At 69.8% G+C, this 16356-nt stretch carries 18 protein-coding genes; 15 read left to right on the plus strand and 3 right to left on the minus strand.

From position 1 onward, the window contains the following. Positions 1-169 precede the first annotated feature (169 nt). From EJ105_RS03530 to EJ105_RS03555, 6 genes are all read left to right on the plus strand, one after another. A complete protein-coding gene (locus EJ105_RS03530; protein ID WP_024276815.1) occupies positions 170-469 on the plus strand; it encodes a HypC/HybG/HupF family hydrogenase formation chaperone in 300 nt (99 codons plus the stop codon). A gap of 10 nt (positions 470-479) precedes the next feature. Further along, positions 480-1604 (plus strand): hydrogenase formation protein HypD, encoded by a 1125-nt coding sequence (gene hypD, locus EJ105_RS03535; RefSeq protein ID WP_250165323.1) that lies wholly within the window; start codon positions 480-482, stop codon positions 1602-1604. Then, complete coding sequence (gene hypE / locus EJ105_RS03540) at positions 1601-2671, plus strand: hydrogenase expression/formation protein HypE (protein WP_250165324.1); 1071 nt, start codon at positions 1601-1603, stop codon at positions 2669-2671. The genes hypD and hypE overlap by 4 nt, the downstream gene beginning before the upstream one ends. Positions 2672-2707: 36 nt before the next feature. Further along, the gene (locus EJ105_RS03545) at positions 2708-3307 is read left to right on the plus strand and encodes a HupE/UreJ family protein (RefSeq protein ID WP_250165325.1); all 600 of its coding nucleotides are present in this window, start codon (positions 2708-2710) and stop codon (positions 3305-3307) included. A 148-nt stretch (positions 3308-3455) separates the two neighbouring features. Further along, positions 3456-4436, plus strand: coding sequence for a phosphotransferase enzyme family protein (locus tag EJ105_RS03550; protein ID WP_250165326.1), 981 nt, complete (start codon positions 3456-3458; stop codon positions 4434-4436). Positions 4437-4691: 255 nt separating this feature from the next. After that, a complete protein-coding gene (locus EJ105_RS03555; RefSeq protein ID WP_250165327.1) occupies positions 4692-7070 on the plus strand; it encodes a Tex family protein in 2379 nt (792 codons plus the stop codon). Positions 7071-7130: 60 nt separating this feature from the next. On the opposite strand, the gene EJ105_RS03560 is transcribed toward EJ105_RS03555, so the two are convergent. After that, a complete protein-coding gene (locus EJ105_RS03560; protein WP_250165328.1) occupies positions 7131-7526 on the minus strand; it encodes a hypothetical protein in 396 nt (131 codons plus the stop codon). 209 nt (positions 7527-7735) lie between these two features. On the opposite strand from EJ105_RS03560, the gene EJ105_RS03565 reads away from it, so the two are divergent. The 8 genes from EJ105_RS03565 (at position 7736) to EJ105_RS03600 (ending at position 13356) form a co-directional block, all read left to right on the plus strand. Then, positions 7736-8182: a host attachment protein gene (locus EJ105_RS03565; RefSeq protein WP_250165329.1), complete on the plus strand. Its 447-nt coding sequence runs from the start codon at positions 7736-7738 to the stop codon at positions 8180-8182. Positions 8183-8282: 100 nt separating this feature from the next. Then, entirely contained in the window at positions 8283-8789 is a 507-nt protein-coding gene (locus EJ105_RS03570) for a TspO/MBR family protein (protein ID WP_024276807.1), read from the plus strand. A gap of 19 nt (positions 8790-8808) precedes the next feature. Then, on the plus strand, positions 8809-9003 hold the full coding sequence (locus tag EJ105_RS03575) for a twin transmembrane helix small protein (protein WP_029556086.1): 195 nt from the start codon (positions 8809-8811) through the stop codon (positions 9001-9003). Positions 9004-9008: 5 nt separating this feature from the next. Then, positions 9009-9602 carry a cob(I)yrinic acid a,c-diamide adenosyltransferase gene (locus EJ105_RS03580; protein WP_250165330.1) on the plus strand — a complete coding sequence of 198 codons (594 nt, stop codon included), beginning with the start codon at positions 9009-9011 and terminating at the stop codon, positions 9600-9602. Between the two features lie 225 nt (positions 9603-9827). Next, positions 9828-10559 (plus strand): rhomboid family intramembrane serine protease, encoded by a 732-nt coding sequence (locus EJ105_RS03585; protein WP_029556088.1) that lies wholly within the window; start codon positions 9828-9830, stop codon positions 10557-10559. A 132-nt stretch (positions 10560-10691) separates the two neighbouring features. After that, positions 10692-11441: an electron transfer flavoprotein subunit beta/FixA family protein gene (locus EJ105_RS03590; RefSeq protein WP_029556089.1), complete on the plus strand. Its 750-nt coding sequence runs from the start codon at positions 10692-10694 to the stop codon at positions 11439-11441. After that, a complete protein-coding gene (locus tag EJ105_RS03595; RefSeq protein ID WP_250165331.1) occupies positions 11441-12385 on the plus strand; it encodes an electron transfer flavoprotein subunit alpha/FixB family protein in 945 nt (314 codons plus the stop codon). Before EJ105_RS03590 ends, EJ105_RS03595 begins: the two co-directional genes overlap by 1 nt. A gap of 89 nt (positions 12386-12474) precedes the next feature. After that, a complete protein-coding gene (locus EJ105_RS03600; protein WP_029556091.1) occupies positions 12475-13356 on the plus strand; it encodes a 3-hydroxybutyryl-CoA dehydrogenase in 882 nt (293 codons plus the stop codon). Between the two features lie 42 nt (positions 13357-13398). Here EJ105_RS03600 and EJ105_RS03605 read toward each other — a convergent pair whose 3' ends face one another. Beyond that, positions 13399-14760, minus strand: a complete 1362-nt coding sequence (locus EJ105_RS03605) for an ATP-binding protein (protein ID WP_250165332.1) — start codon at positions 14758-14760, stop codon at positions 13399-13401. Further along, positions 14757-15479 carry a response regulator gene (locus EJ105_RS03610; RefSeq protein WP_250165333.1) on the minus strand — a complete coding sequence of 241 codons (723 nt, stop codon included), beginning with the start codon at positions 15477-15479 and terminating at the stop codon, positions 14757-14759. The genes EJ105_RS03605 and EJ105_RS03610 overlap by 4 nt, the downstream gene beginning before the upstream one ends. 199 nt (positions 15480-15678) lie before the next feature. Between EJ105_RS03610 and EJ105_RS03615 the strand changes: the two genes are divergently transcribed. Further along, entirely contained in the window at positions 15679-16296 is a 618-nt protein-coding gene (locus tag EJ105_RS03615) for a hypothetical protein (protein WP_250165334.1), read from the plus strand. Positions 16297-16356: the final 60 nt, after the last annotated feature.

Here is a 16356-nt window from a genome sequence, read left to right on the forward strand (position 1 = left end):
CCCCCGAGAACGGAACCCGCGAACACGCGGGTTCCGGGCATCCACGTCGACCCGACTGCGCACCTATTCGTCCTTTGTGCCCGGCCGATCCACGTGGATGGCCGGGACAAGCCCGGCCATGACGGATTGTTCGTAACCCCTCCCCCGCGTTCTCGATAGGAGCCCCGCCATGTGCCTCGGCATTCCCGGACAGATCGTCGCCGTCGCGGACGCGGAGGCCATGCTGTGCGTCGTGGACGTTTCCGGCGTCCGCCGCACGGTGGACGTGGTGTGCGTGGCCGAGCCCGGCGCGCCGCTGGACGACCTCGTCGGCGCCTGGGTGCTGGTCCATGTGGGCTTCGCCATGAGCCGCATCGACGAGGAGGAGGCCGCCGCCACCCTCAAGGTGCTCTCCGAGATCGGCGAGGCGGCGGTCGAGATGGAAGCCCTCACCCAAGGCAGCGTCGAGCTGCTGTCCACCCCGCGCTGAGGAGCCGGACATGCGCTTCGTCGATGAATTCCGCGATCCCGCCCTCGCCGCCGCCCTCGTGAAGGAGATCGGCGCCATCGCCGCCCGCCTCGAGCGCGGGCGCGACCGGCCCTTCGCCATCATGGAGGTGTGCGGCGGGCACACCCACGCCATCTTCCGCTATGGGCTGGAAGGCCTGCTGCCCGACCTCGTCGAATTCGTCCACGGCCCCGGCTGCCCGGTCTGCGTGCTGCCCATGGGCCGGGTGGACGATTGCGTCGCCATCGCCGAGCGGCCCGAGGTCATCTTCACCACCTTCGGCGACGCCATGCGCGTGCCGGGCTCGAAGAAGAGCCTGCTCCAGGCCAAGGCGGACGGTGCCGACGTGCGCATGGTCTATTCGCCGCTGGACGCGCTCACGCTGGCCAAGCGCAATCCGGATCGCGAGGTGGTGTTCTTCGGCCTCGGCTTCGAGACCACCATGCCCTCCACCGCGCTGACCGTGCAGCGCGCCCTGCGCGAGGGCGTGACGAACTTCTCCCTGTTCTGCAACCACATCACCATCATCCCGACGCTGCGCGCTTTGCTGGAGCAGCCGGACCTCGGCATCGACGGCTTCATAGGGCCGGGGCATGTGTCCATGGTCATCGGCACGTCGCCCTATCGCTTCATCGCGGAAGAGTTCGGCCGGCCGCTGGTGGTGTCGGGCTTCGAGCCCATCGACCTCCTGCAATCCCTGCTCATGGTGCTGCGGCAGATCGAGGCCGGAGAGGCGCGGATCGAGAACCAATATGCCCGCGTGGTGCCGGAGCATGGCAATCCGGCGGCGCTCCGGGCGGTTCAGGAGGTGTACGAGCCGCGCGAGACCTTCGAGTGGCGCGGCCTCGGCTCCATCGCCGGCTCGGGCGTGCGGCTGACGGCGCCCTATGCCGCCTTCGATGCGGAAAAGCGCTTCGCCGTGCCTGACATCAAGGTGGCCGATCCCGCCCAATGCCGCTGCGGCGAAGTGCTCACCGGCGCCGCCAAGCCCTGGGCCTGCCCCGAGTTCGGCAAGGGCTGCACCCCCGAGACGCCGCTCGGCGCGCTGATGGTGTCTTCCGAAGGTTCTTGCGCGGCTTACTATCAATATGGCGGTATACGGGGAGAGGCCGCATGAACATCCCGTTCTCCACCCCGACCGCCGCCCGCCGGCGGCCCATGACGCAGAAGACGGTGACGCTCGCCCACGGCGGCGGCGGCAGCGCCATGCGCGATCTCATCGACGACGTGTTCCTCTCCGCCTTCTCGGGCGAAGGCCGCGCCGCGCCGGAGGATCAGGCCCGCTTCGACCTTTCCGCCCTGATGGCGCGGGGCGACCGGCTCGCCTTCACCACCGACGGCTTCGTGGTGGACCCCCTGTTCTTTCCCGGCGGCGACATCGGCAAGCTCGCCGTGTGCGGCACGGTGAACGATCTCGCGGTGGGCGGGGCGACGCCGGTGGCGCTCTCCTGCGCCATCATCATCGAGGAGGGGCTGGAGGTGGAGACGCTGCGCCGCGTCGTCCGCTCCATGGCCGAGACGGCGCAGGCGGCGGGCGTCGCCATCGCCACCGGCGACACCAAGGTCGTGGCGCGGGGCGCCTGCGACAAGCTCTTCATCACCACCACCGGCATCGGCGTCATCCGCGCCGGCCTCGACGTGGGCGTGACCAAGGCACGGCCCGGCGACAAGGTGATCGTCAACGGCCTGCTCGGCGACCACGGCGCCGCCATCCTCAACGCCCGCGGCGACCTTGCCCTCGACACCGCCATCGAGAGCGACTGCGCGCCGCTCAACGGCCTGATCGACACGCTCATTTCCGCCGCCCCCGGCCTGCGCATGATGCGCGACGCCACGCGCGGCGGCATCGCGGCGGTGGTGAACGAGCTGGCCGAGGCGAGCAAGGTCGGCATCCGCCTCGACGAATTGAGCCTGCCCATGCGGCCGGAGGTGATGGGCTTCTGCGAGATCCTGGGCCTCGACCCGCTCTATCTCGCCAACGAGGGCAAGATCCTCGCCGTGGTCCCCGCCGGGGAGAGCGACGCCGCGCTCGCCGCGCTGCGCGCCCATCCTTTGGGCCGGGATGCGGCGGTGATCGGCGAGGTCACGTCGGAGCGGCCCGGCCGGGTCGTCATGAGAACGCGCTTCGGGGGCGAGCGCATCGTCGACATGCTGGTCGGCGATCAACTGCCCCGCATCTGCTGAACCTTTTTCAAACCGTCAAACACCGGGGAGACTTTCATGCACCGCACGATCCGCACAGCAGCCGCCGCTGCCACCTTGACCCTCCTGCCGCAGCTCGCCTTCGCCCATACCGGCGTCGGCGACGTGCACGGCTTCAGCCACGGCTTCGCCCATCCCCTCGGCGGCCTCGATCACCTGCTCGCCATGGTCACGGTGGGCATCTTCGCCTGGCAGCTGGGCGGCCGCGCCGTGTGGGCGGTGCCCGCCACCTTCGTCGGCCTGATGGCCGTGGGCGGCGCGCTCGGCATCTCCGGCATCGACGTGCCGTTCGTGGAGCTGGGCATCGCCTTCTCGGTGATCGTGCTCGGCGGCGTGGTGGCCTTCGGCGTCAAGGCGCCGCTGGCGGCGGCCATGGCCATGGTCGGCTTCTTCGCCATCTTCCACGGCCACGCCCACGGCGCGGAAATGCCGGCGGATGCCTCTGGCCTCGCCTACGGCCTCGGCTTCATGTCGGCGACCGCTCTCCTCCACATGGCCGGCCTCGGCCTTGGCATGGCCATCGGCCGCTTCGGCGAGCTGCATGGCGAGAAGTTCGTGCGTGGCGCGGGCGCGGCGGTGGCTGTGGCCGGCGTCGGCATCCTCGCCGGGCTCGTCTGAGCCCGCGCGGCGCCTGAGCGAAGGCCACGAGAAAAGCCCGCGCGGCGCCTGAGCGAAACCAATCGGCGCCGGTCGCAGGTCGGCACCGATGGTGCGCGCCCTCCAACATGCTATAGCGCCCGTCCGACACGCTTGAGGGGCCGGACGGGTGCTGTACGACGAGGCGTATCTGGCGCGGACCGAAGGACTCGTCCGCACCCATCTGCCGGACTGGAGATTGCCGCCGGACGCGGCGCTCCAGCTCCTCTCCATCTCCGAAAATGCCACCTTCCGCGCCACCGCCGGCCCGCAGGACATGGTGATCCGCGTCTACCGGCCGGGCTATCACGAGGCGGCGGAAATCCGCTCCGAGCTGGCCTGGATCGAGGCCCTGCGCGCCGACGGCGTGGTGCCCACCCCCGCCATCATTCCCACGCACGACGGCCACCTCCTGAATGAGGTGAGCGCGGACGGCGCCCTGCGCCGGCTGGCCGCCTTCGCCTTCGTGCCCGGCATCGAGCCGCAGGAGGGCGCGGACCTCGCCCACTGGTTCACCCGCCTCGGCGCCTTCCATGCCCGCCTCCACGCCCATGCCAAGGGCTGGCAGCGGCCGGAGGGGTTCGCCCGCAAGGTGTGGGATTTCGAGAGCATGCTGGGCGACCGCCCGCTCTGGGGCGATTTCCGCGTCGCGCTGGGGCTGGATGCGGCCGGCCGCGCGCTGCTGGAGCGCACGGCGCGCGCTCTGAAGGACCGGCTCGCGCCGCTGACGACGCCCGAGAGCTTCGGCCTCATCCATGCCGACCTGCGCCTCGCCAATTTGCTGGCCGATGGCGACAGCCTGACCCTCATCGATTTCGACGATTGCGGCTTCTCCTGGTACCTTTACGACTTCGCCTCCGCCGTCTCCTTCATGGAGCATTCGCCGCTGGTACCCGCGCTCAAGGAGGCGTGGATGGAGGGCTACCGCTCCCTCGCCCCTTTGCCGGCGGATGCCGATGCGCAGCTCGACGTGTTCGTGATGCTGCGGCGCATGCTGCTCACCGCCTGGGTCGCCTCCCACGCCGAGACGCCAACCGCGCAGGCCATGGGCGCGCCCTATACGGCCGGGACGCTGGCGCTGGCCGAGACTTTTCTGACGCGGCGGAGGTAGGCGCCGTCCTCCCCCCTTTGCACCGCCGTCATCGCCCGGCTCATCCGGGCGATCCACGGTTGGACGGGTTCGGGTTTCAGGACAGCGTGCAGGCGGATGGGTGGATCGCCCGGACGAGCCGGGCGATGACACGTAACAATGTGAGGGCGACAGATAAGGGCACCCGAACGGCGCTTTCCCCAGCCGCAACGTGACATCGCCCCATTGCTCGGCTATGGGCGTCCCCCCGTGTCGCAGGACAGTTGAGGAGACCCCATGGCCGCCGCACCGCAGGGCAACGCAGACGCCATCGCCCGCCTCATCGCCGCCGAGATCAATGCCCGCCCGGCGCAGGTGACGGCCGCCGTCTCCCTCATCGACGAAGGCGCCACCGTTCCCTTCATCGCCCGCTACCGCAAGGAGGTGACGGGCGGCCTCGACGACACCCAGCTGCGCACGCTGGAAGAGCGCCTCTCCTATCTGCGCGAGCTGGAAAGCCGCCGCGCCGCCGTGCTCTCCTCCATCGACGGGCAGGGCAAGCTCTCCGACGAGCTGCGCGGCAAGATCGAGGCAGCCACCACCAAGGCGGAGCTGGAAGACCTCTACCTCCCCTACAAGCCCAAGCGCCGCACCAAGGCGGAAATCGCCCGCGAAAAAGGCCTCGGCCCCCTTGCCGAGGCGATCCTGTCGGATCGCTCGGTCGCTCCCGCAACGCGCGCGGCCGCCTTCCTCAATGAGCAGGTAGCGGACATCAAGGCGGCGCTGGATGGCGCCCGCGACATTCTGGTCGAGACCTTCGCCGAGAATGCCGAGCTGGTGGGCCGCCTGCGCGGGCACCTGAAAGCCAATGCCATGCTCAAGGCCAAGGTGGCCGAGGGCAAGGAGGAGGCGGGCGCCAAGTTCCGCGATTATTTCGACCATTCGGAAAAGTGGGCAACCGCCCCCAGCCACCGCGTGCTCGCCATGCTGCGCGGGCGCAACGAGGAGATGCTGACCCTCGACCTCGTGGTGGACGAGGATGCCACCACCCCGGTGAAGCCCGCCGAGCGCATCGTGGCCGAGGCCTACGACATTCCTCTCGCCAACGGCGCACCGGCGGACGGCTTCCTGCTGGAGGTGGCGCGCTGGGCGTGGCGGGTGAAGCTCTCACTCCATCTCACCGTGGAGCTGATGGCCGAGATGCGCGAGCGCGCGGAGGAGGAGGCCATCCGCGTCTTCGCCCGCAACCTCAAGGATCTGCTGCTCGCCGCCCCGGCCGGTTCGCGCGCCACCATGGGGCTCGACCCCGGCATCCGCACCGGCGTGAAGGTGGCGGTGGTGGACGGCACCGGCAAGCTGATTGCCACCAGCACCGTCTATCCCTTCCAGCCGCGCAACGACGTGCAGGGCGCCATGGCGGAGCTGGCGCATCTCATCCGCCGCCACAATGTGGAGCTGATCGCCATCGGCAACGGCACGGCGAGCCGCGAGACGGACAAGCTCGCCGCCGACCTCATCGCCGCCTTGCCGCCGGACGCTTCGGGGAAGAAGCCCATCAAGGTGGTGGTGAGCGAGGCCGGCGCCTCGGTCTATTCCGCCTCGGCCACCGCCGCCGCCGAGATGCCTGATATCGACGTGTCGATCCGCGGTGCCGTCTCCATCGCCCGTCGCCTGCAGGACCCGCTGGCGGAGCTGGTGAAGATCGAGCCCAAGGCCATCGGCGTCGGCCAGTACCAGCACGACGTGGACCAGGCCCGCCTCGCGAAAGCGCTCGATGCGGTGGTGGAGGACGCGGTGAACGCGGTGGGCGTGGACCTCAACACCGCCTCCGCCTCGCTGCTCGCCCGCGTGTCCGGCCTCGGCGCCTCGCTGGCGGAGGCCATCGTGGCCCATCGCAACTCCGTGGGCGCCTTCAAGACCCGCAAGGAACTCTTGAAGGTCGCCCGCCTCGGCCCGCGCACCTTCGAGCTGGCCGCCGGCTTCCTGCGCATCCCCGAGGGCGCCGAGCCGCTGGATGCCTCCGCCGTGCATCCGGAAGCCTATGAGGTGGCGAAGAAGATCGTCGCCGCCTGCGGGCGCGACGTGCGCCAGATCATGGGCGATACGGCCGCGCTGAAGGCGCTGGACCCGCGCGCCTTCGTGGACGAGCGCTTCGGCCTGCCCACCGTGCGCGACATCCTCACCGAGCTGGAGAAGCCCGGCCGCGATCCCCGCCCGGCCTTCAAGACCGCCACCTTCGCCGAGGGCGTTCACGAGATGAGCGACCTCAAGCCCGGCATGGTGCTGGAAGGCACGGTGACCAACGTCGCCGCCTTCGGCGCCTTCGTGGACATCGGCGTCCATCAGGACGGGCTGGTGCACGTTTCGGCACTCGCCGACCGCTTCGTGAAGGACCCGCACGAGGTGGTGAAGGCGGGCGATGTGGTGAAGGTGCGCGTGGTGGAGGTGGACGTGAAGCGCAAGCGCATCGCCCTCTCCATGCGCAAGGACGATGCCGGCGCGCGCCCCGCGGGCGGGCGGCCGGAGCAGCCGCGCAATGACGGGCGAGGCAACGATTTCCGCCGGCCCCAGCAAGGCAAGCCGGGGGACAAGGGTGGCGACAGGGGCGGCGACAGGGGCGCTCAGGGCGCCTTCGGCGCGGCGCTGGCCGATGCCATGCGGCGCAAGGGTCAGTAGTCCCGAACGAAAACGGCCGGGCTCAACGCCCGGCCGCATTCAAAAGCACAGACGGATGCGTCAGCGCCGGGCGTGGACCCGCGCGAGCTTCGGCACGAGGCGCGTCAGGCGGGCGCGGCGGCCGGAGGGCGGGCCGTCCTCGTCATCCATCAGCATGACGGCGAACCCCATCTGCACGCTGCCGAAGGTGATGCCCAGCGCCATGGTGAGCACCCCGAGGGCCAGAAGCCCATCCGGCGAGTGCGCGAACAGGCTGGCGAGATGCGCCACGTCGAAAGCGACGAGAAGCGCCACGAACAGGGCTGCGACAGCGATGCCGATGGCGGCGTGGCGGAGAAGGAAGCGGACCAGGAACGGCATGGCGGTATCCTCGGTGCGGGGCTGGGCGCTCTGGCTTTGCGTCAGCCCTGACGATACGTCAGAACCCTCGGCGCCGATCACCGCGCGGATCGCCATTCAGCCGCAGACCCTTTCACAAAAGCGTCTCACGCCGCTTCCGATACGACAAGCGCCCGCCCGTCGACACAAGGTCGCAGAGGCCGGCGGAACGGTTTGTCCCTGGACAAGGCGCCGTCCCTTCCCATGTGACACACAGGCATGGACACCGGCCCCAACGGACGCTCAAGCCGGCGCTTCAGGCGCCCCGCGATCAGGGAGACAGGGACATGACGAAAGCCGACAAGATGAACCGCCTCGTGGTGGTGTGCGACGACGCCAAGGCCGTCCTGCTCGCCGATACGGGCATCCCCCCGGCGCCGCGCCTGTCGGTGATGGAGAGCTTCAGCGAACCCCATCCCGGCACCGCCGCCCTGGGCACGGACCGTCCCGGCCGGGTGCATGAATCCGCCACCGTCGCCCGCAGCGCGGTGGAGACCACCGACTTTCACGCCCAGGCGGAAGCCGCCTTCATCGCCCGCGTCGCCGGGCGGCTCGATGCGCTGGTGGCCGCGGGCGAGGCCCCGGCCCGCATCCTGCTCGTCGCCCCGCCCAAGGCGCTGGGCGTGCTGCGGGAGGCGCTGTCTCACCGCGTCAGGCCGCTGGTGGACGGCGAGATCGCCAAGGATCTGGTGAAGCTCCCGGTGGACGAGATCGCCGGCCACATCGCCACCTGAGCACCTCTTACCGGGGCCCGCGAAACGATCCACCGGGGGTTGGCGTTCGGATAAGGAGAAGCCGCCGCCCGCATGGCCGGCGGTGAAAAGGTGCTTCCACATGTCCGTGACCTCCCCCCGCTCGCTTTCGCCCTGCGCCGTCTCCCGGCTGCGGCTCGCCGGTTGCCTCGTGCTGATGCTGGCGGTGGGCGCTGTCGGCGGGGCGGTGACCTCTCCGGCCATCCCCGCCTGGTATCAAGGTCTGGTGAAGCCGGGTTGGACGCCGCCCAACGCCGCCTTCCCCATCGTCTGGACGCTGCTCTATCTGATGATGGCGGTGAGCCTCTGGCGGCTGTGGGACAAGGTGCCCCCCTCCTCCGCGCGCACCGTGGCCATCGGCCTGTTCCTGACGCAGCTGGCGCTCAATTTCATCTGGTCCCCGGTGTTCTTCGGCCTGCACGCGATCCACGCCGGCCTCGTCATCATCATCGGCCTCGTGGTGCTGCTGGCGCTGACGCTGCGCGCCACCTTCCCGCTGGACCGCACGGCCGGCTGGCTGCTGGTGCCCTATCTCGTCTGGGTGTGCTACGCCTCGACGCTCAATGCCGGCATCGCCGTGCTCAACTGAGCGCCGGGAGGAAACGAAGATGGTGCACTGGTCGATCTATCTGTTCATCCCGCTGGCGCTGATGCTGGTGGCCGGGGTGCTCTTCCTCGGCCTGTTCAACTTCGCCTCGGGCGGCTCGCCGCAGCGCTCGCAGAAGCTGATGCAGATGCGCGTGCTGTTCCAGTTCCTCGCCATCATCATCGTGATGGCCACCATCTTCGCCATGGGCCGCTGACGGCCATGGTCAAGCTGAACAAGATCTACACCCGCACCGGCGACGACGGCACCACCGGCCTCGGCACCGGCAAGCGCGTGCCCAAGTACGATTTGCGTGTCGAGGCCTATGGCGCGGTGGACGAGACCAACGCCGCCCTCGGCATCGCGCGCCTCCATCTCTCCGGCGAGCCGTTGCTCGATGGCATTCTGGTGCGCGTCCAGAACGACCTGTTCGATCTCGGTGCCGACCTCTGCGTGCCCCCCGCCGCCAACGAGGAGCCGGGCGCGAGCCTGCGCATCGTCCCCGCGCAGGTGACGCGGCTGGAAGAGGATATCGACCTCCTCAACGCCGAGCTTTCTCCCCTTACCTCCTTCGTGCTGCCGGCCGGCACCGCAGCATCCGCCCACCTCCATCTCGCCCGCACGGTGTGCCGCCGGGCCGAGCGCATCATGGTCGCATTGTCGCACCAGGGCGAAGGCACGGTGGGAGAGGGCGCGGTGGGCGCGCCGGCGCTGCACTATGTGAACCGGCTCTCCGACCTGCTGTTCGTCGCCGGCCGCTATGCCAACGCCCGCGGCGCGGCGGACGTGCTGTGGGTGCCGGGCAAGAGTCGCTGAAGGAACCGCTGAAGGCGCCGGACCTGACGCCGGCTCCGTCGCCAAGGCGCGGCCCTCCGCGTCAGAGCGCGTCCCCGTTCCGCCGAAAAGGAAAAGCGCCCTAGGCTATTGAGCCAACGCATTTTCCTCACGCGGGGCGGTATCCACCCCGCGCGAAAATGCTCTAAGCTTGTCGGCACGGGACAGGACGGCCGCAGGCGGCGGACGGGTCCCCGGGACCGTCTGATGTTCGTTCCGCTTGCCGACACCAATCCCTTGGAGCATGTGCGACGCCCCTACGTCACCTGGGGGCTGGTGGCGCTGAACGTGTTCGTCTTCGTCGCGCTCCAGCATGGTGCGTTCGGGCCGGTGAGCGAGGCCGGCGTGCTCGGCTTCGGCGCCATTCCCGCCGTGGTCAGCGGCGTCGCCATCCTGCCCGAGGGGTACGAGCGGCTGCCGCCGGCCCTCACCCTCGTCAGCTACATGTTCCTGCACGGCGGATGGCTGCACCTCATCGGCAACATGGCCTTCCTCATGGTGTTCGCCGACAATGTGGAGGACGCCATGGGCCATGCCCGCTTCCTCCTGTTCTACCTGCTATGCGGGGTCATCGCCGGGCTGGTCCATGTGGTGGCCGAGCCGGGGTCGGAGGCGCCGCTGGTCGGGGCGTCCGGGGCGGTGGCCGGGGTGATCGCGGCCTATCTGGTGCTGCACCCGAACATCCGCCTGTGGGCGCTGGTGCTGATGAAGATCCCGCTCCGGGTCCCGGCCTACTGGGCCATCGGCGCCTGGTTCGGCCTTCAGGTGTGGCAGATCCTGTCGAGCTCGGACCAGGAGACGGCGTGGTGGGCGCACGTGGGCGGCTTCCTCGCCGGAGCCGTTCTGGTGGCGCTGATGCGCCGGCCGGGCGTCGCCCTGTTCGATCGCGATCCCTCCGGCGTGCCGAGCGTCCGAACGCCGCGCCGGAGCGAGCGTTGACACACTTTCTGGCCCCTCCTACGTTGCCCGCCCGCAAGAAATGCTGCAATGCAGGGATAAGAGCGGAAGTCACGTTTATCGGCGGATTTTACGACCGCCGGTCGAGATTTCGGGAACGGGGAGCGCGTGTCGATGAAGATCCTGGTGCCCGTTAAGCGGGTGGTGGATTACAACGTTAAGGTCCGGGTGAAGTCTGACGGGTCGGGCGTTGAGCTCGCCAACGTCAAGATGTCCATGAACCCGTTCGACGAGATCGCGGTGGAAGAGGCGCTGCGCCTCAAGGAAGCCGGCAAGGCGACCGAAGTGATTGCGGTGTCCATCGGACCGGCCCAGGCCTCCGAGACGCTGCGCACGGCGCTGGCCATGGGCGCCGACCGCGGCATCCTGGTGAAGACCGATGGCGTGGTCGAGCCGCTCGCCGTCGCCAAGATCCTCAAGGGCGTGGTGGGCGAGGAAGCCCCCGGCCTCGTGATCCTCGGCAAGCAGGCCATCGACGACGACTGCAACCAGACCGGTCAGATGCTGGCGGCGCTCCTGGGCTGGCCTCAGGCCACCTTCGCCTCCAAGGTCGTGGTGGAGGACGGCGGCGCGCTTGTCACCCGCGAGATCGATGGCGGCCTGCAGACCCTCAAGCTCAACGGCCCGGCCATCGTCACGACGGACCTGCGCCTCAACGAGCCGCGCTACGCCTCGCTCCCCAACATCATGAAGGCGAAGAAGAAGCCCATCGCCGAGAAGACGCCGGCCGATTACGGCGTCGACGTCGCCCCCCGGCTCGAGGTGCTGAAGACCGCCGAGCCGGCCGGCCGCAAGGCGGGCGTGAAGGTGGGCTCGGTGGCCGAGCTGGTGGCGAAGCTCAAGGATGAGGCGGGGGTGATCTGATGGCCGTTCTGCTCATTGCCGAACACGACAATTCGGCCCTCAACGGCGTCACCGCCAAGGCCCTCACCGCCGCCGCCGCCATGGGCTCGCCGGTGCATGTGCTGGTCGCCGGCCAGAACGCCAAGGCCGTGGCCGAGGCCGCCGCGAAGCTCTCGGGCGTCGAGAAGGTGCTGCTGGCCGACGACACGCTCTATGCGCACCGTCTCGCCGAGCCGCTGGCGGCGCTGCTCGTCTCGCTGGCCCCCGGCTACGACGCCATCGTCGGCCCCTCCACCGCCAGCGCCAAGAACGTGCTGCCCCGCGTCGCCGCGCTGCTGGACGTGATGCAGGTGTCGGACATCATCAAGGTGGTGGCGCCCGACACGTTCGAGCGGCCCATCTATGCCGGCAACGCCATCCAGACGGTGAAGTCCAACGACGCCAAGAAGGTGGTGACGGTGCGCACCGCCTCCTTCGCCGCCACGCCCGAGGGCGGCTCGGCCGCCATCGAGACCGTTGGCGCGGCGTCCGACCCGGCGCTCTCCACCTTCGTGGAAGAGAGCATCGCCGCTTCCGACCGTCCCGAGCTGACCGCCGCGAAGATCATCGTGTCGGGTGGCCGCGCGGTGGGCTCGCGGGAGAAGTTCGCCGAGCTGATCGAGCCTCTGGCCGACGCGCTGGGCGCGGCGGTGGGCGCCTCGCGCGCCGCGGTGGATGCGGGCTATGCCCCGAACGACTGGCAGGTGGGCCAGACCGGCAAGGTCGTCGCCCCCGAGCTCTACGTCGCCCTCGGCATCTCCGGCGCCATCCAGCATCTCGCCGGCATGAAGGACTCCAAGGTCATCGTCGCCGTCAACAAGGACGAGGAAGCCCCCATCTTCCAGGTGGCGGACTACGGCCTCGTCGGCGATATCAACACCGTCATCCCTGAACTCAAGGCGGAAATCGCCAAGGTTAAGGGATAGGATCACTCTGGCTGCGGCCGGACCACCACCGGCCGCAGTTTCGGGGAGGCCCGCCCCGGTCACCGGCAACAAGGCGAAACGAGAGAATCATGCCGCTCGAGATCAAGAAGGTCGGGGTCATCGGCGCAGGCCAGATGGGCAACGGCATCGCGCACGTGTGCGCGCTCGCCGGCTACGACGTGGCGCTGAACGACGCGGACCCCGACCGCATCCGCTCCGGCCTCGCCACCATCAATGGCAACATGGCCAAGCAGGTGGCCAAGGGCACCGTGTCCGAGACCGACCGGCAGGAAGCCCTCGCCCGCATCGTCGCCGCGGACAAGACCGAGGATCTCGCCGACTGCGACCTCGTGATCGAATCGGCCACCGAGCGGGAAGAGGTGAAGCGCAAGATCTTCTCCGGGCTCTGCCAGGTGGTGAAGCCGGAAACGCTGCTCGCCTCCAATACCTCCTCCATCTCCATCACCCGCCTCGCCGCCGCCACCGACCGGCCGGAGCGCTTCATCGGCATTCACTTCATGAATCCGGTGCCGCTGATGGAGCTGGTCGAGCTGGTGCGCGGCATCGCCACCGACGACGAGACCTTCGAGGCCTCCAAGACCTTCGTCACCCGTCTGCACAAGACCTATGCGGTGGCCGAGGACTTCCCGGCCTTCATCGTCAACCGCATCCTCCTGCCGATGATCAACGAGGCCATCTACACCCTCTATGAGGGCGTGGGCTCGGTGGATTCCATCGATCGCGCCATGAAACTTGGCGCCAACCATCCCATGGGTCCGCTGCAGCTCGCCGACTTCATCGGCCTCGATACCTGCCTCGCGGTGATGCAGGTGCTGCACGAGGGGCTCGCCGATTCCAAATATCGGCCCTGCCCACTGCTGGTGAAGTATGTCGAGGCCGGCTGGCTCGGCCGCAAGACGCAGCGCGGCTTCTACGACTATCGCGGCGAGAAGCCCGTCCCCACCCGCTGAGGCATCCGGCGGAGAGGTCGGGCACCCCGGCCTCCCCGCGGATCAGCCCGGCCCGACGTCGCCGGGCTCCTGGTCATCGCCGGCTGCGGCGGCGGGCAGTTCCACCCGCTGCAAAAGACCGCCCCCGGGCCGGTTCGAGAGAATGAGCCGTCCGCCATGGCGGACGATGATCTCGTTGGCGATGGCGAGGCCGAGGCCCGCGCCGGGGATCTTCACCTGCCGCGCCGGATCGACCCGGAAGAACGGCTCGAACACCCGCCCCATCAGCGCCTCGGGAATGCCGGGGCCATCATCCTCAATCACCAGCACCACCCGCGCCGCATCCGCGCTGACCGCGAGCCGCGCGCCGCCGCCGTGGGTCGCGGCATTGACCGCGAGGTTGCGCACCGCCCGCTTGAGCGAGAGCGGCCGCCCCGCGACGCACGCCGGGGACGCGGCGAGGAGAACGACGGCGAGCCCGATCTCCTTCAGTTCCATCGCCACGTCGGCGGCAAGACGGTCCATCCGCACCGTCTCCAGCGTGCCCCCCTCCACCTCCTCGCGCACGAGGCGGATGGCGCTGTCGGCGATGCGGTCCAGCTCCGCGAGGTCGGAGAGCCACTGGGCGCGCTCCTCCTCGTCCGGGATGAATTCCGCGCGCAGGCGCATGCGGGTGAGCGGCGTGCGCAGGTCATGGGCCGCGCCGGCGACGATGCGCATGCGGCTGTCCATGGAGGCCTTCAGCCGCGCCGAGAGCCGGTTGATGGCGACCGCCGCCGCGCGCACTTCGGTCGGCCCCCGTTCGGGCAGCACGGGCGGCTCGCCGTCGGGACCGATGCGGAGCGCCGCCTCCTCGATGAGCGAGAGCGGCTTGGTGAGCCGGCGCACCGCGAACACCGCCACCACTGTGACCCCGGCGACCATGAAGGCAAGCCACGCGGCAAAGCCGAACGTGCCGCCCGGAGGGCCGGGCGGCGGCAGCGGCTGACGGCGGCCATCCACCACCAGCCAGCGCCCGTCCGGCAGCGCCAGGGCGGTGACGCCCGTCGGCCCGCCGGGGGGCGCGGAACCGGGCGCATCCGGCGCTCCGGAGGGCGGCGGGCGGCGCAACACCCGGACGGGCAAGGTCGAGCCGAGCCTTGCCAGCGCCTCGCTCATGAGACGGGTCTCTTCCGGATCGATCTCACCCGCGGGCGGCACCGGGCGCAGCAGCGCCTCGCCGGATTGTGACCGGACCTCGGTGCCGCGCGGAACGGCCGCGGCCAGATCGGCCATGATGAGAAGGTCCGCCGCATGGGTGCCGTGGTCGCCGAACGGCGGCCAGAGCGGGCGCGCGACGAAGAAGGAGGCGCCATTGGCCAGCGCGATCACCACCAGCACCGCCACCACGAGGATGGCGGAGACCTGGGCGCGCAGGGTCCTCACAGCGCGTCCTCGATGTCCACCCGCACGGAGAGCTGGTAGCCGCCGTTGCGCAGCGTCTTCAGGATCTGGAACGCGCCCTGGTCGCCGAGCTTGCGCCTGAGCCGGCTGACCAGCACATCCACAGAGCGGTCGAACGGGCCGGCCTCCCGGCCGCGGGTGATGTCGAGCAGCTGGTCGCGCGAGAGAATGCGGCCGGGCCGCTCCAGGAAGGCCATCAGCAGGTCGAACTCGGCCCCGGTGAGGGGCACCTCCGCGCCGTCCGCCGCCGTGACACGGCGCAGGTCCGGCTCGGCGCGGAAGCCGGCGAAGCCATAGGCGCGGACGGCGGAGGAGGCGGGATCGGTGACGCTGGTGCGCCGGAGGACAGCGCGGATGCGGGCCACCAGCTCCCGCGGATTGAATGGCTTGCCGAGATAGTCGTCCGCCCCGATCTCGAGGCCGATGATGCGGTCCACGTCTTCCTTCAGCGCGGTGAGCAGGATCACCGGGATCCGCGAACGGGCGCGCAGGGCGCGGCACAGATCGAGGCCGGAGGCGTCGGGCAGCATCAGGTCCAGCACCACGAAATCGATGCGCTGGGTGGTGAGCTTCTCTTCCATCTCCCGCCCGTCGCCGGCCGCCGTCACGCGGAAGCCCTGCGCGGCGAGATAGCGGCTGAGCAGCTTGCGGATTTCGAGATCGTCGTCGACGACGAGAATATGCGGACCGTCCTGTTGCACCGGTTCCTCCGTTCGGGCCGATGCTAGCCCGCCTCCCGTGCCGCCGCACGCATCCGTGCTTCCCAGCATTGCCACGGGGCGGCTGGCAACATTGCGTTACAAAATCCGCCCGGCAGGACATCTAACGATACCTCCCCGACCTCATTTGGCTACGAGCCGCCTCCATCCTCGCGTCAACCTGATGGACAGGAGGCACGCCATGACGTGCAACACGCCGATGCCGAAGACGCCGCGCCAGAGTTTCCGGGCCCTCATCCTCGCCGGGGCGACCCTCGGCATTCTGGCCGTCGCGGGCTTCATCGTGTCCTCGCCGGGATACGCCAAGGTGGACGACCACATGCCCCCGCAGGACCAGTTCGCGGCCGGGCCGGATAATCCGGCCATGCCCTTCGGTCCGCCGGGTCCTCCCGCCGCGCCCCGCGGCCCCGCTGGCGGTCCTCCCCCCGGCCCCATGGGCCTCGCCCGCAATCTCGCCGCCGCCGAAGCCGCCCTTGGTATCCGCGCCAACCAGCTCGACGCCTGGCGCGACTTCACCGATGCGCTGCAGGAGGCTTTGCCGCCCCCGCCACCGCCGCCTCAGCCCGGTGCCGCGCCGCTCTCCCTCGTCACCGCGTTCGGCGCGCGCAGCGAGGAGGCCGGCAAGGCCGGAACCCGGCTCCTCAAGGCCGTGGACGCCCTGAAGACGCGCCTCTCGCCCGACCAGATCGAGAAGCTGGGCCGCCTCGAATTCGCACTTCTGCCACCGCCTCCGCCGCCCCCCGGCGGGCCGCTCGGTGGCCACCCCGATCACCTCCCGCCGCCCCCTGCGCGTCCGTGAGGTCACGAGAAGGAAGGGAATCTCGCCGCCCTTGATCTTCCCTTCCCCGCAGCGGGCGTG

The organism is Xanthobacter aminoxidans (genome assembly GCF_023571765.1).
GTDB classification, from domain to species: domain Bacteria; phylum Pseudomonadota; class Alphaproteobacteria; order Rhizobiales; family Xanthobacteraceae; genus Xanthobacter; species Xanthobacter aminoxidans.